Genomic DNA, 23,126 nt, shown 5'->3' on the forward strand with positions numbered 1-23,126 from the left:
ATAGTAAATCCCCATAAATATAGCGCTTCCTGTTTTGATGAGGTATGAAGTAGGGGTAATTGATGTAGACACAAAAGTGCGATGTCTACGACGGGCTACTTTTTGTGCATTGCTTATGCATTTCACTGAATTTTCAGCTTTCTTATAACATGGATGGATAACTTAGAAATAGCTTATGGACTACCACGACATTATCACGATTGAACCTGGCAAACGTAGCGGAAAACCTTGCATCCGAGGTATGCGAATAACTGTATACGATGTCTTGGAATATCTCGCAGGTGGTATGACTGAGGCGGAAATTCTCGAAGATTTTTCTGAACTCACTTCTGAGGATATTAAGGCTTGTCTTGCTTTCGCTGCTAATCGTGAGAAAAAGTTTTGAGCGATGGCACAAAGTGCCCGCCTCCGGCGATGGCGCAGAGCGCCCGCTGAGTCCTCCGGACACGCTACGCGTTCGCCCTTTGGGCGTGCGCTTGCGCTTACGCGATCGCAGCATCTCACATACAATTCCAAACCCTGATGCAGTAGCTGTTTGTTTCAAGGCGATCACTACGACGGGAGTTACTTCTTGTGCATAGCACATATAATCTCGAAATATGCAATGGCATATTGTTGAGTTGGGGCGATCGCCGTTAAACTGGCTGTACGAAACCAAGCATGATTTTAGTGCAATCGCGCCTTATATCGTTTTACAATGAGCCTGCATAAAATAGGAAATCACTCACATCGTGATTACCTTTAATGTATAAACATCTTAAAGCTTTAACATTCTGTGCAAGCTCAATGTAATTTGATATTACACAGAATTCCTATACAATAACTCATAGATTGCAAATGGTTCAATCTGATCCGGCGTTGCTGCTACGGGTGATTTTCGTTGATAGAACGTGGCAAAAAGCTCTTGAATGGCAGTATTATACTATTATCATGCAGTTTGAGTAGAACAAAAACAAGGCAGCAAGCAATCTGTCCAAGCATGGAGTCTCATTTGAGGAAGCAAAAACTGTTTTTGATGATCCTCTCTATGTTGACTTTTATGATCCAGACCACTCTGAAGACGAGGAGCGATACCTCATTGTTGGAAAGTCAAATCGAGAGCGATTGCTGATTGTGTCGTATACCGAAAGAGGAGATTCGATTCGCCTCATCAGCGCAAGAGAAGTGACACGAACCGAGCGAGAAGCCTATGAAGAGGGATAAGTCAGAGATGGAAGATGATCTGCGGATGGAGTATGACTTGAAGAGCTTACGAGTCAGAAGGTTAGGCTCTGAAAGAAAAAGTTTTGGTGGAGCAACTGTGTGGTTAGAACCTGATGTTGCAGAGATGTTTCCTACAGCTGATGCGGTTAATGAGGCGTTACGATTTTTGATCAGAGTCATACGAGATAACCAAGCTCTTTCTCCCACAACGCAAGCTAACAATTCAAATGCACCGGACGGTTGAGAACTGTTCGCGCCACTAAAAAAGCTTGCATTACCTAAGTTGTAGAACCGATCACTAATGGAAGTTATTGGTGTTTTAATTGAAAACTACGAAACTCAAACCATTCGCTGAGTTAGAAGCGCGCGCTTAACTTCATCCAGTATGAATATGCACTGGCGTGTTGTTGAGCGAAAGCGTTCGCTATTTGGTATTGATGTAAGTTCAATATAGAGATGAATATTGGTTTGAGCGATGGCACAAAGTGCCCGCCTTCGCAGCGATGGCGCAGAGCGCCCGCTGAGTCCTCCGGACACGCTACGCGTTCGCCCTTTGGGCGTGCGCTTGCGCTTACGCGATCGCATCTCACATACAATTCCAAACCTGATGCAGTGGCTGTGTGTTTCGAGGTGATCGCTACGACGGACTACGCCTACGCAGTTTAAGCTTACTTACGAAATTGAGTATTATTTAGTGCGCTTGCCCCTTTGGCAGCATTGCCTTTGGCGGGCGTAGCCCATCGCATCCCCCATCTAGATCACACGACCGCCTACAATATTATTAAGTCGGAGCGATGTCTACGGCGGGCTGTTTGGTAACGCAGTTAAACTTGCTCTACGAAACTGATACTGTTTCAATTACAGCCTCAATTAGGGTAAATATAGGGACAATTTCCATCTAATGTCCAAATAGGAATATTAGATGGAAAAATTCTGGATAACCACCCCAAATTAGGTAATTAGACGGAAACTTTTTGTATAGTATTCTAATCTAAGTATTAGATGGAACAATTCCAGATAACTATCCCAAATCCGGTAATTAGACGGAAAGTTTCAGTTTAATTACTAGTTAGGTATCTAAATGGAGTATGCACATAGATGACAGTAAGTGTATTTCTTAGCCATAACAAGGAAGACAAACCTTTTGTTAGGAAACTTGCAAGAGATTTGGACAACCACGGCGTTAAAATTTGGCTTGATGAAGCTGAAATAAAAGTTGGAGAATCTTTAATAGGGAAAATCAGAAGTGGTTTGGATAAAGTAGACTATGTTGCTGTTATTTTATCTCCAAATTCAATTGCTTCGTCTTGGGTACAGCGAGAAGTAGATGTAGCTATGAACCAAGAAATTATGGAGAAAAAAGTTAAAGTTCTTCCGATTATGTATCGGAAATGTGAATTACCGGGTTTTTTATTTGGTAAGTTTTATGCTGATTTTACCGAAGAGTCTCGGTATGAAGATGCTTTTGAAAAACTTGTGCGTAGTATTGAGGTTGTATGTAATAAAAATGCTCTTGAAAGCAATCTTACTGGTGCTACCTTGGGGCAAGCATTGAACAAAGCAGCGATAATAAATCTTCCTTTATTTAGTAAGCCATTTCACAGACCATTCCAATATATAGGTATGAGCATTGCCTCCGCCTCAACTGCCGTGGGGCAAGGACCGAATGAAGTCGGCAATATAATTATTGATAATGATGATTGTCATATGCTCCTTGAAGCTGAGGGTAATTTCATCAATTATGTTGAAATTGATCTGAAGAAAACAGCACCTCATTTGCAAACACAAGAGTTTGACTCAGTACCAATACTTGGATCGCTTAGTATAAATCCATCTGAACTAGAACTTGCACGAAAGCAAACACACTTCCACACTTATTATGATCATAGAAAAAAGTTAAAAATAAGTGTTTCTTGTTTATATGATGAAGCTCCTTTAACAGTAGGCTTTAGTGCAAAATACTATGGAATGTAAAATGGAGAAAAGTGTTAATTTAATGCTGCTAGAATACCTAACAAATGGCTGCACGCGGAACGGAAAATGTCTACGACGGGCGTAGCTGCGGCACCATTTAATCTAAAAAATCGTCATTAAAAATAGTTTTTGAGTTTACAGTTTTTCTTTAAGCAAAATGCAAGCAAAATCTCAAAACCAGACAGAATAAGAGTTATACTGTCTTAAGCATAAAAACAGATTGTTCCTGGATAACCCTAAAACTCCCATTTAGGCTAGAAATAGACTCTTTTTTCTGTGACTGCTAAAAAACCTTGCCTTACCTGACTTCCATCCCCAGTTACCAAGTCCGGAGTAATCCCAAGAGTGCATTTGACGGAAAGGAAGACCCATCTTTTGGAAAACGTACTTCTCTTTCACACCGGAGGCGATGAGGTCGGGCTTGAGTGCTTTCACAAACTCCTCGAACTCATATGCGGTCACGTCGTCATAAACGATGGTGCCGTTTTCGATGTAGTCGGTGGTGCGCTTGTAGTCGTCGTTGTGAGCGAACTCATAACCAGTACCAACCATCTTCATTCCCAAATCTTGGAACGCGGGAACGACGTGGCGAGGACGTAATCCACCAACCATCATGGCGACAGTCTTGCCTTCCAAACCTGGACGGTACTTAGCGACGATTTCATCCATGACTGGCTGATACTTGGCGATGATCTTCTCAGCGTTTTCTTGGATCTTCTCGTCAAATTTAGAAGCGATTTCCCGTAAGGATTCGGCAATCTTGGTAGGGCCAAAGAAGTTGTATTCCAACCAGGGTATACCGTAAGCTTCTTCCATGTGACGGCTGATGTAGTTCATCGACCGGTAGCAGTGGATGAGGTTCATCTTCACGTTTGGTGTCTGCATCATCTCGTTGATGGTGCCATCACCTGACCACTGGGCGACTACGCGCAAGCCGAGTTCTTCTAGCAGGATACGGCTAGCCCAAGCATCACCACCGATGTTGTAGTCACCGATAATTGCTACATCATAGGGAGTACCCTCAAATTGCAGCTTTCCTTCTTTTCTTTCCTTATCGGATCTGGTGAACACCCAGTCACGAACCATATCGTTCGCAATGTGGTGTCCAAGGGACTGGGAAACACCCCGGAAGCCTTCGCAACGTACGGGGACAACTGGTTTGTCAATCTCTTTTGATGTTTTCTTAGCAACTGCTTCGATGTCATCCCCAATTAGACCGATGGGACATTCAGATTGAATGGAAACACCACGGTTGAGGGGGAAGAGTTCGTCGAGTTCTTGGATGAGTTTGGTGAGTTTTTTGTCACCGCCGAAAACGATATCCCGTTCTTGGAAGTCGGAGGTGAAGTGCATTGTACCAAAGGTGTCAACACCTGTGGTGCCGATGTAGTAGTTACGACGACCAGACCAAGACCAGTAACCGCAACCTACAGGACCGTGGCTGATGTGGATCATATCTTTGATGGGACCCCAAACCACACCCTTAGAACCAGCATAAGCACAACCACGAGCGGTCATGACACCGGGAAGGGATTTAATGTTAGACTTAACGCCGCAGTCGCTCTTACCTTCTTCGTATACGTTTAAGTGCTTTTCCCGCTTTTTCTTAGCTTTTTCTGGGTAAGCGTCTAGAACTTCTTTAATTAGTTCTTTTCTTTCTTCGATGATGTTCTTATCTTCTGGAGGAGTCATTTTTGCCTCTGTTGCACCTAAGGAATGGAGATGGGGGGAGTAGGGGAGGACTATTTAACTGCCCGTTGTCCCCTTTGGGGTTTGGGGACTCACAGGTCCCCTTGGGATATAAAAGGAATGTTGGGAGAAGATCAAAGAGAAATTATGCAATTTTTTCTTTTCCCTTTTTCCTTTTGGTAGAGCATTATTTCTTAGCAGCGATTTATACTACAGGAGCTTCAGCAGCACTCTTGCCAATCAGCATTGCAGCATTTTCCTCGCTTTCGAGAATACCGAATTCAATCAACAATTCTTCTAACTCTTCCATCTCGATTGGTGTGGGGATAGCTAGATTTTTGTTGTTGATGATCTTCGTAGCCAATGTCCGATATTCTTTAGCTTGGTTGCTTTCAGGTGCGTACTCGTTAACAGTCATCCGACGCAATTCTGCGTGCTGAACGATGTTGTCACGGGGTACGAAGTGAATCATTTGGGTGTTCAAGCGTTTTGCCAAGGTTTCGATAAGTTCGATTTCCCGGTCAGTATTACGGCTGTTACAAATCAAACCACCCAAGCGCACACCGCCGGTGTGAGCATACTTAAGAATACCGCGAGCGATGTTATTAGCTGCATACATCGCCATCATCTCACCAGAGGTCACGATGTAGATTTCTTGTGCTTTGCCTTCACGAATAGGCATAGCGAAACCACCGCAGACAACGTCACCCAACACGTCGTAGCTAACGAAGTCAACGTCTTGGTAAGCACCGTTTTCTTCCAAGAAATTAATGGCGGTGATGATACCACGACCGGCGCAACCTACACCGGGTTCAGGACCACCAGACTCCACGCAACGCACACCACGGAAACCTGTGAGCATCACTTCTTCGAGTTCTAGGTCTTCTACAGCACCCCGTTCAGCAGCCAAGTGCAACACGGTGGTTTGAGCTTTGCTGTGCAGCATCAAACGGGTAGAGTCAGCTTTGGGGTCGCAACCCACAATCAAAATGCGCTGACCCATTTCTGCCATAGCGGCGAGGGTGTTTTGAGAGGTGGTGGATTTACCGATACCGCCCTTGCCGTAGAAAGCTATCTGTCTAATTTTTTCGTCAACGGACATGATTGTTTTTCTCCTGCAATTGGTTGATTGGTGGGTCTTTGCGTTTTTGTGATGGGTTCACACCTGTTGGGTTACAGTGGTGGGCAGCGCGCCCTTGGAGGTTTCCCAGGACAGTACCTGGCGAAGCGAGGAGCTACCGCGCTTCGGAGGAGGGTAACCCTGCCGGAAGAAACTGTCCGTTTCTTTGTAGGACTTGCCGTGGTTTCCCCTAGGAGCGACTGTCGAACCCCGAAGGGGCGGACCGCTTGTAGAACGTCGCTGGTGGCGCACGCTCTACCACTAAAACTATTGAAAGCAACATCATCAATTTCCTCGTTAAATTTTTGTTTATTCTTTGTCATTAGTCATTTGTCCTGACTAATGACAAAGGATTTATGTACTTTACAAATACGTCATAATATGTGTCAGAGGAAATACCAAGTAGGACTTGACGTAGCGATTTGTCAACGCAATCAATGCGTAAGTCCGATTACTTGTTCAAAATAGCGCCCTTCAAATTGTTGACACGAGCAACTGCGGCGTTTGTGTCCTCTGGTGATGCTCCACCCGCAGCCATTGCCTCAGTAAGGTGCTTGACAATTGCATCGAAGTGTTGTGGTTGTAGATTCATACCCGCGTGGGTTTTTTCCATTGCGCGACCCGTGTACTCGTTTGGACCCTCAAAAATCTGAGCGAAGAAAGCAACTTGATGACGACGCTGCTTTTCCATATCTGTATTAGCGAAAAAGGGCTTGAGGGTGTTGTCTGCCATAATCCGTTTGTGGAAATCGTCCACGACTTTCTCAAGAGTTGGTTTTCCGCCAAGCTTGTCGTACAACTTGTCCATATCTTTCTCCTTTGAAGCGAGTTGGATGACGAATATGTGCTGTTGCTGTTTGTTGTCAGTAGGACTGAAGCGTTGATTGGAAGACAATTATCTAAGTCAAATCCTACTTTCTGTACTTGGCTGATGCTATGGCATATTTGTAGAGTACATAAGTCCTAAAGCAATGATGGCTCAACTGCTTCGACTACAAGCTTTTGACTCACGCGATCGCGCAATCTCGCTTCAATCGCAATCTTGAGCGTTGCTGTGCTGCTAGAACACGAACCGCAAGCACCTTGTAGCAAAACTTTCACGTTCTCGCCTTCAACGTCGTAAAGTTCGACATCACCCCCGTCGGCGATTAGAACGGGTCTGACTTCTTCATCTAGAACTTTTTGAATAAGTGCAATCTTTTGCACAGGTGTCAACTGTTTTTCGGCTGGCTGACTCGCCGTATTCTTTTTGGGAGAATAACTTACAGGGGCAGCAGATCTATGCACGGATGCAATGATATCATCAATCGTTGTCAAACAAGAACCGCATCCGCCACCCGCTTTGACATAATTTGTGACTTCTTCAGCAGCGGTGAGATTATTTTCTACAATCACCCGCCGAATCTTGTTTTCACTGATGCCAAAGCAGGTGCAAACTAACGCTCCTTCATCATCGTCTTCATGCACATCGTGAGCAATACCTCGGTAATTGTAGATTGCTGCTTCTAGCGCTTCTTGTCCCATCACAGAGCAATGCATCTTTGCTTGTGGCAATCCGCCAAGGTAGTTGGCAATATCTTTGTTAGAGACATTGAGAGCTTCGTCTAGGGTTAAACCCTTGATTATATCTACCAAAGCTTCAGAAGATGCAATAGCGCTGGTACAGCCAAAGGTTTGATAACGAGCATCAACGATCTTGTCGCTTTCTTCCTCAATTTTAAGGTGCAGCCTTAAAGCATCTCCACAAGCAATGCTGCCTACCTCTCCAACAGCAATTTTGATTCCAGTTTCGCTCTTGTCTTCTAACACCCCTTGATTTTTGGGATTGTAGAAGAGATCCATGACTTTATCTGTATATTCCCACATAGCCGATTTTAGATTGTGAATTTTGAATTTTGGATTGACTTGTAGTAAGCGCTTAAGCGCTCACTACAAACCCATTAGTGATGAGTCAGAGCTTTTTGTTGTTGTTGCAGCCAACTCGCTTGATCACTCTTGAAGGGCGAGAGGGCGCGTAGATGTTCCACAATACTGGGCATGACAGCTAAAACTCTATCAATCTCGGCTTCTGTGGTGTAACGGCAAAGGCTGAAGCGGATAGAACCATGCAAGATGGTGTAGGGTAAGCCCATTGCTCGTAGAACATGGGAGGGTTCTAGAGAGCCAGAACTGCAAGCAGAACCAGATGAGGCACAAATGTTGTGTTTGTTTAGGTGGAGGAGAATTGCCTCACCTTCAATGTACTTGAAGCCAATGTTGGTGGTGTTTGGCAATCTTTGGGTTGGATCACCGTTCACTTCACAATCAGGAATTTTGGCGATGAGGGTTTGCTCGAGGCGATCGCGTAACCGCTTTTCTCTGGTAGTCGCCTCTTCTATATGAAATAATTCTAGTTCAGCTGCTTTGCCCAGCGCAACTATTCCGGGAACATTTTCTGTTCCTGATCGTCTTCCGCGTTCTTGTCCTCCGCCAATCACCAGGGGACGGAACCGAACTCCGCGCCGTACATACAATGCGCCAATTCCTTTAGGTGCATGAATCTTATGACCAGAGAGGGTGAGCATATCAATAGTGCTCGTCTTCATGTTCGTGGGGATTTTCCCCACTGCTTGCACCGCATCAACATGAAAGAGTGCGCCACTTTCTTTTGCCCGCAAACCAATCTGCTCAATTGGGAAAACCACGCCGGTTTCGTTATTGGCATACATAATCGTCACTAGAGCCGTATTACCTGTCAAAGAGGCTTCCAGTTCATTTAAATCTAATTGCCCTTGACGATTTACTGAAAGATACGTGACAGAATAACCTTGGGTTTCCAATTGTTGGCAAAGATTCAGCACTGCTGGGTGTTCTACTTGCGTAGTCACAATGTGTCGTTTTTCTGGTTGTGCTAACAGTGCTGCTTTGATAGCGGCGTTATCTCCCTCAGTTCCTCCACTGGTAAAGATAATTTCTGAGTCATCCGCACCTAAGAGGGCTGCAACTTGTTCTCGTGCTTGTTTAACCGCTTTACCGACTTGCCCACCAAAGGTGTGCATACTCGAGGGGTTACCGTAGTAATCAGTTATGTAGGGCAGCATCGCCTCTACAACTTCCGGGTCTACCTTGGTGGTGGCATTATTATCGAGATAAATGCATTCTTTTTGCATTGCTTCCAATCTTAATTAAACTACAACCAAAAATTTATGAAACTCGGTATGGGATGTGGATTTAAGCTTTTACTTCCGATGCTTGATGCTGGTTCTTCTGCACTGCAAGAGAGAATTTCTGGGAGTAAAAGTTATACCAGTTATCCCAATAATCTTGTTTTTTTGTTAACTTCGCTAAGACTTTATCGTAAGTGGTAAACCAGGAGTCCCAATAATCCTCACCTTCTTTGACGCAACCATCGTAGGTGGGACAACTAGCGACGCACTGAGGGACACTGTAAGCAGTTCCATTACAGTTTGTGCAGAGGTTAGAGTCAATCCAGTGGTGAGCGTCAACTATTTTAATTGCGCCTGTGGGACAGGCAGAGAGACACAGTTTGCAGGAAATGCACTTGCTGGTAATTTTGTATGTCATAACTATTTCCCTTATTTATTGTGGAGATGAACGATGAGAAAATGTAGTGCTTATTGGGGGAAAGAAAGTAAAAAGTTAAAAGTAAAAAGTTAAAATATTCTTCTTACTTTTGACTTTTTACTTCCAAATTATTTCTCTTGTTCCTGTAAATATTGCTGGTAAAATTCCAAAGCAACCTTTTCAATAACGTCGTAAGCTTCGACTGTTTGTAGACCAGCTTTATGTACTTTTTCCTTGGGACTGTCGCCAATTTTAGAAACCAACACCGCTTTACAATCAGCGATCGCTTGGATGATATTGTCTAGAGTGGCTTTCTCTCCGTATCCACCTTGGCAATAGTGGTCAACTTTGCGATGACCAACAAAGCGGGCATCATTACCATCGACTTCGTAAATCTGGAATTCCTTAACATGACCAAAGTGCTGATTCACCAATCCGCCACCCTTAGTCGCCACAGCAACTAGGATTTTTGGGCTGTTTTGTAGAGACGCGCCATGGCGCGTCTCTACAGTTTTTTCTTTGGCTGCTTTTAGTTCTTCTTGAAACTTCGCAATACCTGCGTGAACCTCTTGGCGTTTTTGGAGGTCATATTCTGGGGTCATGTCCATGAATTTATCTTTGGTAAATTCTTGGCTACGGTCTTCACCCAAAAGACCGACTGCATCGGCGCGACACTGGCGGCAATGACGCATCATTTTCATATTACCAGCGCAGCTATCTTGCACTTGTTTGAGTTCTTTGGGAGAGGGACCGCGCTGACCAGTCAAACCAAAGTGGGTGCCGTGTTCCGGTGCGGAAATTAGCGGCATAATATTGTGAAGGAATGCGCCTTTGGAACGAATAACCTTATTCACCTCTGTCAGGTGTTCGTCATTAATTCCCGGAATCATCACCGAGTTGACTTTGCACAAAATATCCGCTTCCTTGAGGGCTTGCAATCCTTCCATCTGCTTTTCGTGCAGAATTTTGACTCCTTCGATGCCTCTATAACGCTTGCGCTTGTAGTGAACCCAAGGATAAATCTTTGCCCCAATTTCTGGGTCTACCATGTTAATGGTAATAGTAACGTGGTCGATATTGAGTTGTTTGATGCGGTCTACATACTCGGGCAGCATTAAACCATTCGTTGACAGACAAAGCTTGATATCTGGCGCTTTCTCGGCAATCAACTCAAAGGTACGGAAAGTTTTTTCTGGATTTGCCAGTGGGTCGCCAGGACCTGCAATTCCCAACACGGTCAATTGAGGAATCTTGCCTGCAATCACTAAAGCTTTGTGCGCTGCTTCTTCTGGGGTAAGCAATTCGCTCACCACTCCAGGACGGCTTTCGTTAGCGCAGTCGTATTTGCGATTGCAGTAGTTGCATTGAATGTTGCAGGCTGGGGCGACGGCAACGTGCAATCTTGCGAAGTGGTGATGAGCTTCTTCGCTGTAGCAGGGATGATTGGCAATACGTTGTTGAAGTCTTTCATCCATTTCCACTGTGGTGCTGCTGTCGCTGCCACAGCCGCTGCCGCAACCACTGGATTTTGCTTTGGTTGGTGTAGGTTCTGCACCTGGGTGTGTAACGAGTCCTGTTGACTGTGTCATTGAATTCCGCATGCTTGTCAGGTACTAACGCTGCCACTATGGAAGATGTTATAGCTACTTTACTTTTCAGGAATGGAAGCCGCGTCTTGTACTTACGCTGTCTACTCAAGTTTTCAAAGGCTGGTGTGTCAACGCTCTTTGACTTGGGAAACGTGCGGGTCAAGCCGCGACTTCTGTTCACAGGGGCATGGTGCTATCTCATCCCTCCACTCACTCATAGCGCCGTTTTTGTGAGCGCTTTAAGTGTTGGCGATATAGGTTTTATATCAGTCGTCTCAAACTAGGGCAGCGCTTGTGTCCTGGATAGAATTTATTGGATTTATTAAGCTTGTACTCAAAACTAAAAACCCTTACCTTTTGGGCTTTTAAGGACTCACAAAATTTTTTTCTGGGTGGTGGGTACTAGAATTTTTGGGTTGGGGTTCGAGTATTTATGGAAATGGGGACAAGTATTTGTGTACTCAAACAAAACCCAATCTCAGCAAGGATTTGAGCAAAATTTTAGCTTTTTTTTAGCTTGTTTTACTTGTACTCAAAGGCTGATTCAGCAACACTCAGAGCACCATCTAAAGGGGTATTTGACTTTTGGAAATATGGAGTAGGTTACGGAGAGCTACTCCAGAAAGTTGCGAAATTCAATTCTGTATACAACCTATCATTTTTTTTCAGGAAAAAATGCAATTTAAATTTTTTTAATATTTGATATCCTCATAAATTCCACATTTCCATAGTAATTTTTTTCATTAAGTTCTGCTTTAATCCAGTCGCAGCAAATTAAGAAGGCACTTTAGCTCTGATGTTTTTCACTTTGTCTAAATGAGATTTTATCCTAATGTGGTGCGCTCTTGCGATCGTGCAAGGAACAGCGCCCCAAAGGGAGCCGCCCAAGGGGCGCTCGCTATAATCGCTACACTGAAAAAAATGTCTTCCTAATTCCGCCAAAGAATCAGGATACCAGGAGCAAGACTATGAAAGCAGTCGTTATTCGTCGGTATGGTTCCCCTGAGGTGTTGCAGTACGAAGAAGTGGAACCACCGAAAATTAAGCCTAATGAGTTACTTGTAAAAGTTCACGCCAGTTGCGTAAATCCAGTAGATTGGAAAATCCGCAAGGGAATGTTGAAATTTATCACGGGTAACAAATTCCCAATGATTTTGGGCTTTGATTTGTCGGGAGAGGTGGTAGAAGTTGGCTCACAAGTGACTCGCTTCAAGCCAGGAGACGCAATTTACGGAAACGTTGGTTTATTAGGAGGAGCTTACGCAGAACTTGCAGCTATCCCAGAAAAGAGCACTGCTCTTAAACCCATAAACATGAGCTACGAAGAAGCAGCCTCTCTACCTGTAACAGCCCTGACAGCCTTGCAATCCCTGCGAGACTTGGGAAATATCCAACCAGGACAATCCGTCCTTGTCAACGGCGCTTCTGGCGGGGTGGGCATTTTTGCAGTGCAAATTGCCAAGGCTTTAGGTGTACAAGTCACGGCAGTTTGCAGTACAAAAAATATTGAATTGGTGAAATCTTTGGGAGCAGACCGCATCATCGACTATACACAACAAGACTTTACCCAAGATTCGGCACAGTACGACATTGTTCTGGATGCGGTTGCAAAGCAGTCTTTTTCCAGTTGCAGAAAAGTTTTGAAACCTAACGGAATTTACGTGACGACACTTCCCAGCATTGAAAGCTTAGTGCAGAGTATCCTGACAACGTTCATTCCTGGTCAAAAAGCCAAAATCATCTTAGAAACGCCTAAGAGCCAAGACCTGGTTTACCTAAAAGAGTTGATTGAAGCTGGTAAAATCCGCTCGGTGATTGACCGCACTTATCCCTTACAACAACTAGCCGCCGCTCACGCATATAGCGAAACTGAGCGAGCCGTAGGCAAAATTGCTATTACTGTTGGGAGTAAATAAGTCCATCAAGCCTGCTCATGTAACCTTAAGAAGTTCGTAGTGAGGACTTTAGTCCTCATTTTTTGTCCGTGCAAAGTTGATTAAACTACAAGAGTTGATATTTAAAATAGTATCTATACTTACAGACAAAAACTATTAAGCAAATATAGAAGAAATAGTCTTTTTACATTCAAAGGAATACTATAATAAATAGTAACCGGATATACAGAATTTTTCCTTTTCATCCCGTTTACCTCATCTTTGAGTACAGGTAAGCAGTTGTGAATTTATGCAAAAATATCTTGTCTAAACTGCTTAAAAGTCTTACAGGTAAGTCAATTCAGATTGAGTACAGAAATACTTACCCCCCTCCCCCATAAATTCCAGTACCCCGCTCCTGAAAATACTAGCACCCCTACCCCAAGAGAAATTTTAAATTTGCATTAAATAAAGGTTTAGGGCTGGTGAGTACAGCCTTAATCAATCCAATAAATCCAATGGGCATCGGACATACAGGCTTCGTTGCAAACACCTGATATAAGCAGAGAACGTAGCACACGGCTATTTTCACTCCTGCAGAACCGATGCAACAACCCTTCGACCACATTAGGAATTCAAAGATTGCAAAAACGCCAGATTGTAACCATTCCAATCGAATGCTTTCAGGCATTTCTTTTGAGCCAATATTAACTGATTTTCGCATCATCTTTGAGCGAGATCCGGCAGCACATCATTGGCTGGAGGTACTGTGTTGCTATCCTGGATTCCATGCACTGGGTTTGCATCGTGTTGCCCATTGGTTACATCGCCGTGGAGTGGCTTTTATCCCCCGCTTCATTTCTCACTTGGGACGGTTTCTGACAGGAATTGAAATTCATCCTGGTGCAGAGATTGGCAAGGGCGTGTTTATTGACCACGGTATGGGTGTTGTGATTGGCGAAACCGCTGTTGTGGGAGACTACACACTGATTTACCAAGGTGTCACCCTCGGCGGAACTGGAAAAGAAAGTGGTAAGCGCCATCCTACCTTAGGCAAAAACGTCGTTGTGGGAGCAGGTGCGAAAGTCTTAGGCAATATTCAAATTGGCGATCGCGTCCGCATCGGTGCAGGTTCGATTGTTTTACGAAATGTTCCTGACTATTGCACTGTTGTGGGAGTCCCAGGTCGCATTATTTCCCACAAGCAGGACGAACACTCTCCCTTAGAACACGGAAAGCTACCCGATTTAGAAGCAAGCGTGATTCAGTGCTTGCTAGAACGTGTCGAACAACTTGAACAAAAGCTGCAAACTTTGACAAGTCAAATAAAGGAAAAAGAATTGGTGACAAAGGAACGTTAAGTATGTTGCAACCGTGTAATTTTCAAGCCTCAGACGAGCATATTGTGCAGATTCCTGTAAGCGCACGCTGGCAAATCTATCACCGCTTGCAAGAGTTGATGATTAAAAGTTGGTGTCTCCCTGACGGTTCTTTGCGGGTGCAAGTGAATAATTGTTTAACAGCGATTCTCGTCCGCAGTACGGTACTGCAATTTATGGCAAGTCGCCAAGAATTAATTGATTTGTTAGAAAGATGTTGGCAGCTTTGAATTTTTGGCTACCTTAATTCAGGAAATATCTGAAATAAGAAGGAAGTATGAAAAAAAGTATGAATTTTGAAAATAAGTATGAAGGGTAATCTATGAAGTGAAAATCTATTTTTTTATCCTTCATTCTTTATTCTTTATCCTTAAATATTGATACTTCATTCTTTTTAGTAAAAAACTGTATTATGGCTAACGAACACAAAGACATAAATTTTATTGTGTTTTTACAAAATGAAATGTCACTTTCAAAAAGGGATATTGCTGTAGCATTACGCAAACACGAGTTAGAAAATGGACCCTTAGCAATGCTTCTTTGGCAATATGGTTTAGTTGACATAGAACAGCTAGGACGGATTTTGGATTGGTTAGAAAACCAAGCTTAAGCAATGCAAACTACAACATAAAAAATGTCAATAGCAATAATAGCGACTATCCGGACACTGCTCTAGAAGCATGTAAATTAACAGAGGGATGTTGTAGCTAAAGCGGAAGTGAATTTTGTAGTTATTTTTGCAGATTTGTCAAAAAAAATTGAAAAATTTCAGGGAGGACGTCACTATGATTTCAACTTTAATCGCTGGATTCAGCATCTTGTTTTTTTCAGGACTTGCTAATACATATCTCAGCCATATGCTATTTGGTGAAACAGAAGCTCCATCTGATGAGAATAATTTGTAGTTGATACCAAGTTCTTGTTCTATACCATACAGATGGGGCAAGAATTATCAATTATGAATGATGAATTATGAATAGTGAGATTTTTGATGAGAACTCAGAACACAGAATACATCCGTCAGAAGCCAGAAGTAAAATTTTCTCAGTGTCTGGCTTTTAGACAAAGCGCGTTGTACTTCATTTACTTGCAATGTGCTGTAACAAGGAAAGTGCTATTCATCTCCATATAAATTTAGTGGCTGTGCATTCTGGCTCAACACCTGCTCACCAAAAAACCTTTGTGAGTTCTCACAGCAGGCGGAGCCTAGGCGTGGCTCCGCTCCAATAGTTTTGGGTTCTTTCCTACTCATGATTTATTTTTTATCATTCATCATTTCCTAAGAGGTTTTTTTAAATGAATCAAGTCCTAATAAATGACACGACACTGCGTGACGGTGAACAAGCAGCAGGAGTAGCCTTCAACCTAGAAGAGAAAGTTGCGATCGCCAAGTTTCTTGATGTGATCGGCGTTCATGAAATAGAAGTCGGTATTCCGGCGATGGGTCAGGAAGAAACACGAGCGATATCGGCAATTGCTGAGTTGGATTTGCAAGCTAAATTGCTTGGCTGGAACCGCGCTGTGATATCGGATATTCAGGCTTCTATAGCCTGTGGTTTGAAGCGAGTGCATATAGCAATTCCCGTCTCTGGAATCCAAATTGCTGCCAAGTTTCACGGACAGTGGCGAATAACTTTGCAACAACTTAAAGACAGTATTAGCTTCGCTGTTGATAAAGGTCTTTGGGTCGCAGTAGGAGGAGAAGATTCTTCGAGAGCTGATGAAAACTTCCTCCTAGATGTAGCACATTATGCCCAAGAGTGGGGTGCATCTCGGTTTCGCTTCTGTGACACAGTAGGCATTCTCGACCCCTTCAGCACATACACCAAAGTAAAACGATTGGTGACGGCTTTGTTAATTCCCGTAGAGGTACATACCCACAATGATTTTGGTCTAGCAACTGCTAACGCTCTTGCGGGTATTAAAGGTGGAGCCTTATCAGTGAATACAACAGTGAATGGGTTGGGTGAAAGAGCTGGAAATGCCGCTTTAGAAGAAGTTGTCATGGCTCTCAAACGTATCTACGGCGTTAATGTAGGTCTTGAAACTCCTCGTTTGTTAGAACTGTCTCGACTTGTTGCGGCGGCATCAGGGTGCAATGTACCGCCTTGGAAGGCAATTGTGGGTGAAAATACCTTTGCTCACGAAGCAGGTATTCATGCTCACGGCGTACTGCAAAACCCCACAACTTACGAACCGTTTGCTCCCGAAGAGGTAGGGTGGGAGCGGCGTTTGGTTGTGGGTAAGCATTCTGGTCGGCATTTGTTGTCTAGTGTGCTACAGCAGCACGGTATTTTTTTGAACTCGCAAGAAACTCAATCTGTCTTGGACGCGGTACGACAAGAGTCAGTACAGAAAAAACGCAGCTTAAGTGTGCAGGAACTATTGAATTTGGTACGAGAACAACAGAGGTATTCTCATGCGGTTAGATGAATTAGAGATGAACCAGCCACCCGCTTTTGAAATCGGTGCTAAAGTCCGCGCTCGCAAAATGCTTAAGAACGACGGTACTTTTGCCGGTCAAGAAATCGGAGCTATCTTAGCGAAAAAGGGAGATATCGGTTACATCGTTAGTGTAGGCACGTTTTTACAAACGTCTTATATTTATGCAGTGCATTTCTTAGATTCCACAGGATTTGTTGTAGGTTGTCGTAAAAACGAATTAGAACTTGTTGAGTCAGATTCGTAAACGACTTCTCCTAAAAGGAGATGAGGTCTTTTTACTAGTACATTAATATCACCACTAGAAGCGGGAAAACTTTTATGAAAGTCATGCTACGTCATAATGCTGCTGGAACTTTGATTGCCTACGTTGCTAAGAAAGACCTTGAAGAAGAAGTTGTTAAACAAACTGAAGGAGCAGAAGGCAAGATTTTTACTTTAGCAAATGGTTGGGAATTAGCATTTCCCAATTTGCCAGACCCCCTAGAGTTACCCCAGACTTACGAAGCTAAACGGCTCTCGTAGAAAATTTACTGATAGAAACTGGTTAGTCGTTAGTCGTTAGTGGAATAACCGACAACTAACAACTAACAAAATTTAATCTAAAATCTTAAATCCAATATTCAATATGGGCTTATCAGAATTTAACCTTGAGGGACAGTTTCTTGGTTTTGTAGGTGATACTCCAGGCAAATTTAAATACTTTGGATTGGCTTTAGAATCCGAGGATGTGCAAGTTAAAATTCCCAAAGAGTTGCGTCAACTTCTCAGTTTATCCCTCGTTCCTGGTGAGCAAATTCGTGTGTCTGGTATTAGGAAGCTAGACACGCACACAGGCGAAATTAAATTAAAAGCTTTTAAGATAATACCACTTGGTTTTTGTCACACTCAAAAAACACCCCTTCAACAACAAAAGTGCCCTCCCAAAGCCAAGATTTTAGTTTGTCAAAAATCTGGTTGTATAAAGCGGGGTGGAAAAGGGTTATTAACAGAATTACAAAAGATATTGTGCGATCGCGGTTTATCTGACCACGTCATCATTGAGCGGACTAGCTGTTTAAAATGTTGTAAAAGCGCACCTAATTTTATCTTGCAAATTGGGAAAAAAGAATATAGAAATCTTCGTCCAGAGGCGATTGTATCTTTGCTGGAAGATTATTTGAGTTAAGTTTTCAACGGATGTGTACATAGTAAAAATTCCTGCCACTGGTCACGATACTTAGCTTTTTCCGTTTCGCTTAAAAAACTGGCTTCAAGTGTATTAAGATTCAACTGCCAAAGTTCTTCCCAGGAAAAGCCTTGAGCAGCCAGCGTCACATATTCGTTATACAAGCTGGTTGAAAACATGGCTGGATCGTCAGAATTGAGTGTGCAGTATAATCCAGCATCAATCATCTGACGAATTGGATGCTGTTGATGACGTGGTACACTGCCTAAGCAGTAGTTACTTTGTGGTGATACTTCAAGTGGTATCTGACTGTGATGTAGTTCCTCAAGGAGTTCTGCATCTTCTAAACATCTAATCCCGTGTCCAATACGTTCCGCGTGCAAACTCTCTATCGCACCACGAATACTTTGCGCGCCATCAGCTTCGCCAGCATGAGCGACCACTCTGAGTCCTTGTCTTTTAGCTTCCTTATAAGTTTCAGCAAAATTTTGTGCTGGGTTTCCTAGTTCTATTCCACCTAAACCAAGACCAATGATAATTCCTTTTTCCTGACCTTTAAGGGCAAACTCTAAAACTTTGCTTTGTGTGTCAGGATATTCGCGGGAAATGTCAGCAATAAAGTTCACACGGCTATTGTATTTAGCTTCGCCAGCAGACATTCCGGCAGATAGGGCAGCAAGCAATTCATCATCTGTTAATTTTTTAGAATGTAGGGAAACACTCACAAAGGCTTCACTGTAGCGAATATTTTGCTCTGATTGATGCTTGATGAATCGCTCTACCATCAAGACATAATCGTCAGGTGTTTGTATACACTTGCTAGCAGTGACATAAACCTGAATAAAATGATTAAAATCCCGAAATTTATAGAACTTTTTCCATTCATCAAGTGAAGCAACAGGTAATTCTACCTGATTCCGTTTAGCCATCTCATAGATGGTTTCTGCATCTGTTGCACCTTCAAGATGCACATGAATTTCTACTTTCGGCATGGCTTCAAGGCGATGAGCGAGTGTTGAAGAAATCTGCACAGAAGTATAAAATTGCATAAAAATGCTTCCTTAACAGACGGACGTTTTTCCTGATCAGGGCCGCTTTGCCATTTTACGTCAAAGAATTCTTGCTTCAAAGGTATACCCATTTTGACATTGGGATAGTAATGCTTAGGCAAATAACTTGGACTACAGCAAACATGAGAAACGTCGATGGTGTCCAATTGCAACTTGTCACAGCTTCGCTACTACCCGTTTCGGTGGGAATACTACAAACTGAGAAGACATTGCTAACAGCAAATCGGTATTACAATGTTAAGAAGTTTAAAACAGTGGCTTTACCGTCTTAAGGTCGGTCAAAAAATAGGCTTAGGATATACCCTTGCGCTGGGAATTGCTATTTCTGGGATGGTAACTGGAAGCCTCATTGGCTCTTTCTACCAGCGACAAGCTAGGAAGCTGATAGAGGATGCCATAGAGGAAAATGTTTTGATTGAATCTTTGCAAATTAACCTGTTATACGCACACTCCCGTCAGAAAAGCTTGGCATTTGTCTTATCAGAGCCGGAAAAGTTCTGGCAAGAATATTCCCTTTTTAGGGAACATATTGCTAAGGCGCGTCAAGCATGGTCGAGACTTAAAGATTCTTACGCAAAGCCAGAAATCGAGGAGTTAACGCAAGAGGTGGAAGCGTTTGAGCAGCTTGTGAAAAAATATGACAATTTAATTGAAATAACATATTTTCAAGAAATAGAGAAACTTGTGCAGCAAATGGCTCCCTCTAAATCGCAGTTAAAAGACGTGGAGACATCTCAAAAATTGCTGGTGAATTTTAACCGTGGTCCTGTAGCTTTCAAATTTGAGAGTTGTGTTAAGAGTATAGATGAAGTAGAACACCTGGTTACTAAAGAGAAAATAGCAGCCTTAGCCAACCTTAAAGCTATGGAAAAGCTGTGGGTTGAAATTATGCTGCTTAGTATAGTTCTGTCAGTTTTAACTTCTACTCTGTTTGCTATCCAAACGAGTCAGGCGATTTCCCATCCTTTGAAGATGGTAACTAATTTAGCCCAAAAAGTCACTCAACAAGCGAATTTTGACCTGCAAGTTCCTGTTATCAGCAAAGATGAACTAGGTGTATTAGCTTCCTCTTTCAATTACCTACTTCAATTTGTTAGGCAGTTATTTGAAGACCAGAAGGAAGCAAACAAACAGTTGCACTTTTACAGTTCTAATTTAGAAGAAAAAGTCCAAGAAAGAACTCAGGAATTAATCAGAAAAAATTTGCATCTTCAACAAATACTTAGAGAACTTCAGCTTACCCAAGCTCAACTGATGCAATCTGAAAAAATGTCTAGTTTGGGTCAAATGGTAGCAGGTATTGCCCATGAAATTAATAATCCTGTCAGTTTTATTCAAGGCAATCTCATTCATGCCCAAGCATATACTCAAGATTTACTGGAACTGATACAAATTTATCAACAGCACTACCCAATACCTCCAAAAGAAATTCAAGAGAAAATCAAAGCCATTGAACTTGATTTTATTACAGAAGACTTAACTAAACTCCTTAATTCCATGAGTGTTGGAACACAACGAATTACTAAGATTGTCCTCGAGTTACGAAATTTTTCTCGCCTGAATGAAGCCGAATTTAAAAAAGTGGATATTCATGAAGGCATAGATAGTACGTTAATGATTTTAGAACACCGATTGAAAGCGACGCATGAGCATCCACAAATTAAAGTTATTAAAGAATACGGACAACTGCCTTTAGTCTTTTGCTACCCAGGTCAACTTAACCAGGTGTTTATGAATACCTTCGCCAATGCTATAGATGCCCTTGAAGAGGCGGCGAGGAATAGTAAACCTCCTGCTCCTATGATTCGGATTCGCACTCAGGTACTTGACAACAACTGGATGGTGATACGAATTTTAGACAATGGCTCTGGAATGACCGAAGAAGTACGCTCCAAACTATTTGATCCTTTCTTCACTACAAAACCTGTGGGAAAAGGTACAGGGTTGGGGCTATCAATTAGCTATCAAATTATTGTGGAAAAACATGGAGGAACTTTGGAAGTCAATTCAGCGCTGGGAGAAGGTACAGAATTCGTGATTAGTATTCCCATCAAGCAGTCACAGTAGCTGCGCTCATGACGACAAATTCATTGGCAACCGCACCTGAAACCTTGTGTCTCCTGGCTGGGAGAACACCCGAATATCACCCTGATGCTGTCCCACAACAATACCATAGACAATATGCAAACCTAACCCGGTACCCTTACCCACACCTTTAGTCGTGAAAAATGGCTCGAAAAGATGAGACTGAACCTCTGGGGGAATTCCGGAACCATTATCAGCAATCTCCACAAGCAAAAAGTCACTTTCGCAACTGGTACGAATCCAGATTTGACCTTCTTGCCCATGAATGGCATCGATCGCATTATCAATCAAATTCGTCCAAACTTGATTGAGTTCTCTGCCATAGGCACTGATAAGCGGCACTTCACAGTCATACTCCCGCGTGATCACTACATGACTCTGCTTTAACTTGTGATTCAAAATTGTGAGAGTACTTTCTATCCCCTCATGTACGTTTATTTCCTGAAGGGGTGCTCGATCCATGTAAGAATAATCTTTGACCGCATCAACTAGGGTAGAGATTCGGGTCGTACAATGGTCAAGTTCGTCTAACAATCCCCATTCTTGTAACGTTATCTCTGTCCAAGTCAAGACATTACCCACTAACAATTCACCTACATTCTTCTTAACATTTTCCAGCCATTCGATGTCGAGTCCTGCTGTCACCAGTGTGGGAGCTAGTTTCCAGCTATTGCCAACATTGTGTGCTTCTAACCATTGCATCACCTCGTCCTCGCGATCGCTTTGTGTTAGCGGATCGAGTCTGGCTGCTGTTCTAGCACGGGCGATTCCTTCGGAAAGCTTCGCTAACGCATCTTGTTGCAACTTGGCAACAAACGCTTTTTGGTCACAGGTCATTTCTTTTTGATTCAGCTTTACAGTTAAAGGCTGCAACACCTGCCTGGTTTGGCGTAATTGTCCCACAGCCCTGCGACAAGCGGAGGCAGGGTTATTCAACTCGTGTGCCAACCCTGCTGCCAAAGTTCCCAATGCAACTAGTTTTTCTCTATGCTGTGATATCGTTTGTACAGATTGCAACCTTTCTGCCATTGTGCGTAGAATCGCGGTCATGACACAAGTACAACTTGAAAGCATTTCCCAAAACACCTGGTTTGGCAATTCCAAAATATGGCTACGAGTCACAGCACGACCAGTAGCCCAGAAATGTGTCTGCCCCATTAACACAGGCAATTCACCAAACAGCGTTTTTGATTCGTACATCGCCAACAAAATGTCTTGATTGCCAACTTTTTGTGTAATCCGAATTTGACCTTCTAGCAATACAAAAACATGGTCAGCAGGGTCGCCTTCATAACGATGAATTTCTCCAGGTTCCCGCCATACTTCAACACCTTGATCAAGTAGCCATTGCAACCGTTCGTCTGCTAGTTTGGAAAAGAGAGGAACTTGGCGTAAAGTTTCTATAGCAAGCATGATGACACCTTGAGATTATAGGCTACACTCTTCAATTCTCGATACGAGAAAAGGACCAAACCACCACCCCCACCCCACCGGGAAACGCGCAAACCGTCCCGGTAGGTGACCAGTTGGGGCATCGATATTGAAAGTGAGGTCTGAGAAGTTCAACCAGATGCCTCCTTGACGCCATCCAACGAGATCGCCCCACTTCTCGGAGTCTTTCCCAACTTCATCATAGATGCGCTTTTGCACACTAAAGCCAAAACGCCCTTTGGAGTATTTCACCCAAAGCCGATCAATTGTGCGAAGGTCTGTGCAGGGGAATTTGCTGATAGATTCGCTATCTAGTAAGCCTTGAGTTTCCCGACTGGCAACTTTGAGCATGAGTGTACCCGTTTCCTCATCGGCTTCTTTCCACTTGGCAGCTTCCAACAGGTCACGCAGTCGGGTATAGTCCGCACCAACATCAGATAATAGTTCCACTTCGGACACCCGCTCCTCCTAAGTCTCAAAATTTTCAGCACTATGAGTAAATATTAAACCTTGGCTGTATTAGTAATAGACATCTCAA

At 43.1% G+C, this 23,126-nt stretch carries 24 protein-coding genes and 1 pseudogene; 15 read left to right on the forward strand and 10 right to left on the reverse strand.

What is annotated here, in order from left to right; translation table 11 throughout:
* The first annotated feature begins 175 nt into the window (after nucleotides 1–175).
* The 6 genes and pseudogenes from MAS10914_RS0105310 (at nucleotide 176) to MAS10914_RS0105320 (ending at nucleotide 3,177) form a co-directional block, all read left to right on the forward strand.
* Nucleotides 176–385 (forward strand): DUF433 domain-containing protein, encoded by a 210-nt coding sequence (locus MAS10914_RS0105310; RefSeq protein WP_017314868.1) that lies wholly within the window; start codon nucleotides 176–178, stop codon nucleotides 383–385.
* Nucleotides 369–581, forward strand: coding sequence for a hypothetical protein (locus MAS10914_RS33915; protein WP_156818089.1), 213 nt, complete (start codon nucleotides 369–371; stop codon nucleotides 579–581). The genes MAS10914_RS0105310 and MAS10914_RS33915 overlap by 17 nt, the downstream gene beginning before the upstream one ends.
* A 379-nt stretch (nucleotides 582–960) precedes the next feature.
* Nucleotides 961–1,203 (forward strand): annotated as a pseudogene (locus tag MAS10914_RS32620) (BrnT family toxin); the annotation flags it as partial.
* Nucleotides 1,190–1,447, forward strand: a complete 258-nt coding sequence (locus MAS10914_RS0105315) for a hypothetical protein (RefSeq protein ID WP_026082346.1) — start codon at nucleotides 1,190–1,192, stop codon at nucleotides 1,445–1,447. The pseudogene MAS10914_RS32620 and the gene MAS10914_RS0105315, both read left to right, overlap by 14 nt.
* 231 nt (nucleotides 1,448–1,678) lie before the next feature.
* A complete protein-coding gene (locus tag MAS10914_RS33920; protein WP_156818090.1) occupies nucleotides 1,679–1,837 on the forward strand; it encodes a hypothetical protein in 159 nt (52 codons plus the stop codon).
* Nucleotides 1,838–2,301: 464 nt separating this feature from the next.
* Entirely contained in the window at nucleotides 2,302–3,177 is an 876-nt protein-coding gene (locus MAS10914_RS0105320) for a toll/interleukin-1 receptor domain-containing protein (RefSeq protein WP_017314870.1), read from the forward strand.
* A 249-nt stretch (nucleotides 3,178–3,426) separates the two neighbouring features.
* On the opposite strand, the gene nifD is transcribed toward MAS10914_RS0105320, so the two are convergent.
* From nifD to nifB, 7 genes are all read right to left on the reverse strand, one after another.
* Entirely contained in the window at nucleotides 3,427–4,869 is a 1,443-nt protein-coding gene (nifD, locus tag MAS10914_RS0105325; protein ID WP_017314871.1) for a nitrogenase molybdenum-iron protein alpha chain, read from the reverse strand.
* Between the two features lie 202 nt (nucleotides 4,870–5,071).
* Nucleotides 5,072–5,968, reverse strand: a complete 897-nt coding sequence (gene nifH, locus MAS10914_RS0105335) for a nitrogenase iron protein (protein ID WP_017314873.1) — start codon at nucleotides 5,966–5,968, stop codon at nucleotides 5,072–5,074.
* Nucleotides 5,969–6,437: 469 nt separating this feature from the next.
* Nucleotides 6,438–6,794 (reverse strand): group I truncated hemoglobin, encoded by a 357-nt coding sequence (locus tag MAS10914_RS0105340; RefSeq protein ID WP_017314874.1) that lies wholly within the window; start codon nucleotides 6,792–6,794, stop codon nucleotides 6,438–6,440.
* A gap of 155 nt (nucleotides 6,795–6,949) precedes the next feature.
* A complete protein-coding gene (gene nifU / locus MAS10914_RS0105345; protein WP_017314875.1) occupies nucleotides 6,950–7,852 on the reverse strand; it encodes a Fe-S cluster assembly protein NifU in 903 nt (300 codons plus the stop codon).
* Nucleotides 7,853–7,926: 74 nt separating this feature from the next.
* Nucleotides 7,927–9,135: a cysteine desulfurase NifS gene (nifS, locus tag MAS10914_RS0105350; RefSeq protein WP_017314876.1), complete on the reverse strand. Its 1,209-nt coding sequence runs from the start codon at nucleotides 9,133–9,135 to the stop codon at nucleotides 7,927–7,929.
* A 61-nt stretch (nucleotides 9,136–9,196) separates the two neighbouring features.
* Nucleotides 9,197–9,550 carry a DUF362 domain-containing protein gene (locus tag MAS10914_RS0105355; protein WP_017314877.1) on the reverse strand — a complete coding sequence of 118 codons (354 nt, stop codon included), beginning with the start codon at nucleotides 9,548–9,550 and terminating at the stop codon, nucleotides 9,197–9,199.
* A 128-nt stretch (nucleotides 9,551–9,678) separates the two neighbouring features.
* Complete coding sequence (nifB, locus tag MAS10914_RS0105360) at nucleotides 9,679–11,139, reverse strand: nitrogenase cofactor biosynthesis protein NifB (RefSeq protein ID WP_017314878.1); 1,461 nt, start codon at nucleotides 11,137–11,139, stop codon at nucleotides 9,679–9,681.
* Nucleotides 11,140–12,107: 968 nt separating this feature from the next.
* Here nifB and MAS10914_RS0105370 point away from each other — a divergent pair.
* The 8 genes from MAS10914_RS0105370 to MAS10914_RS0105410 all read left to right on the forward strand — a co-directional run bounded on the left by MAS10914_RS0105370 (nucleotide 12,108) and on the right by MAS10914_RS0105410 (nucleotide 18,002).
* A complete protein-coding gene (locus tag MAS10914_RS0105370) occupies nucleotides 12,108–13,055 on the forward strand; it encodes an NAD(P)-dependent alcohol dehydrogenase (RefSeq protein ID WP_017314880.1) in 948 nt (315 codons plus the stop codon).
* Nucleotides 13,056–13,618: 563 nt separating this feature from the next.
* Entirely contained in the window at nucleotides 13,619–14,374 is a 756-nt protein-coding gene (gene cysE, locus MAS10914_RS0105375; RefSeq protein WP_017314881.1) for a serine O-acetyltransferase, read from the forward strand.
* A gap of 2 nt (nucleotides 14,375–14,376) precedes the next feature.
* Nucleotides 14,377–14,622, forward strand: a complete 246-nt coding sequence (locus MAS10914_RS0105380) for an Asr1405/Asl0597 family protein (protein WP_017314882.1) — start codon at nucleotides 14,377–14,379, stop codon at nucleotides 14,620–14,622.
* A 182-nt stretch (nucleotides 14,623–14,804) separates the two neighbouring features.
* Complete coding sequence (locus MAS10914_RS0105385; RefSeq protein ID WP_017314883.1) at nucleotides 14,805–15,002, forward strand: DUF2949 domain-containing protein; 198 nt, start codon at nucleotides 14,805–14,807, stop codon at nucleotides 15,000–15,002.
* Nucleotides 15,003–15,688: 686 nt separating this feature from the next.
* Entirely contained in the window at nucleotides 15,689–16,825 is a 1,137-nt protein-coding gene (gene nifV, locus MAS10914_RS0105395; RefSeq protein WP_017314885.1) for a homocitrate synthase, read from the forward strand.
* On the forward strand, nucleotides 16,812–17,081 hold the full coding sequence (locus MAS10914_RS0105400; RefSeq protein WP_017314886.1) for a nitrogen fixation protein NifZ: 270 nt from the start codon (nucleotides 16,812–16,814) through the stop codon (nucleotides 17,079–17,081). Before nifV ends, MAS10914_RS0105400 begins: the two co-directional genes overlap by 14 nt.
* Nucleotides 17,082–17,155: 74 nt before the next feature.
* Entirely contained in the window at nucleotides 17,156–17,359 is a 204-nt protein-coding gene (nifT, locus tag MAS10914_RS0105405; RefSeq protein ID WP_017314887.1) for a putative nitrogen fixation protein NifT, read from the forward strand.
* 103 nt (nucleotides 17,360–17,462) lie between these two features.
* On the forward strand, nucleotides 17,463–18,002 hold the full coding sequence (locus tag MAS10914_RS0105410) for a (2Fe-2S) ferredoxin domain-containing protein (protein WP_017314888.1): 540 nt from the start codon (nucleotides 17,463–17,465) through the stop codon (nucleotides 18,000–18,002).
* Here the strand turns inward: MAS10914_RS0105410 and add are convergent.
* Nucleotides 17,999–19,051, reverse strand: coding sequence for an adenosine deaminase (add, locus tag MAS10914_RS0105415; RefSeq protein ID WP_017314889.1), 1,053 nt, complete (start codon nucleotides 19,049–19,051; stop codon nucleotides 17,999–18,001). The two genes, MAS10914_RS0105410 and add, sit on opposite strands and share 4 nt — an antisense overlap.
* 255 nt (nucleotides 19,052–19,306) lie before the next feature.
* On the opposite strand from add, the gene MAS10914_RS0105420 reads away from it, so the two are divergent.
* On the forward strand, nucleotides 19,307–21,139 hold the full coding sequence (locus tag MAS10914_RS0105420) for an ATP-binding protein (protein ID WP_017314890.1): 1,833 nt from the start codon (nucleotides 19,307–19,309) through the stop codon (nucleotides 21,137–21,139).
* A gap of 6 nt (nucleotides 21,140–21,145) precedes the next feature.
* Here the strand turns inward: MAS10914_RS0105420 and MAS10914_RS0105425 are convergent, their stop codons facing one another.
* Nucleotides 21,146–22,570, reverse strand: a complete 1,425-nt coding sequence (locus MAS10914_RS0105425) for an ATP-binding protein (protein WP_017314891.1) — start codon at nucleotides 22,568–22,570, stop codon at nucleotides 21,146–21,148.
* A gap of 15 nt (nucleotides 22,571–22,585) precedes the next feature.
* Nucleotides 22,586–23,047, reverse strand: coding sequence for a GUN4 domain-containing protein (locus MAS10914_RS0105430; RefSeq protein ID WP_017314892.1), 462 nt, complete (start codon nucleotides 23,045–23,047; stop codon nucleotides 22,586–22,588).
* Between the last annotated feature and the right edge of the window lie 79 nt (nucleotides 23,048–23,126).

Source organism: Mastigocladopsis repens PCC 10914 (genome assembly GCF_000315565.1).
Classification (GTDB): Bacteria; Cyanobacteriota; Cyanobacteriia; order Cyanobacteriales; family Nostocaceae; genus Mastigocladopsis; species Mastigocladopsis repens.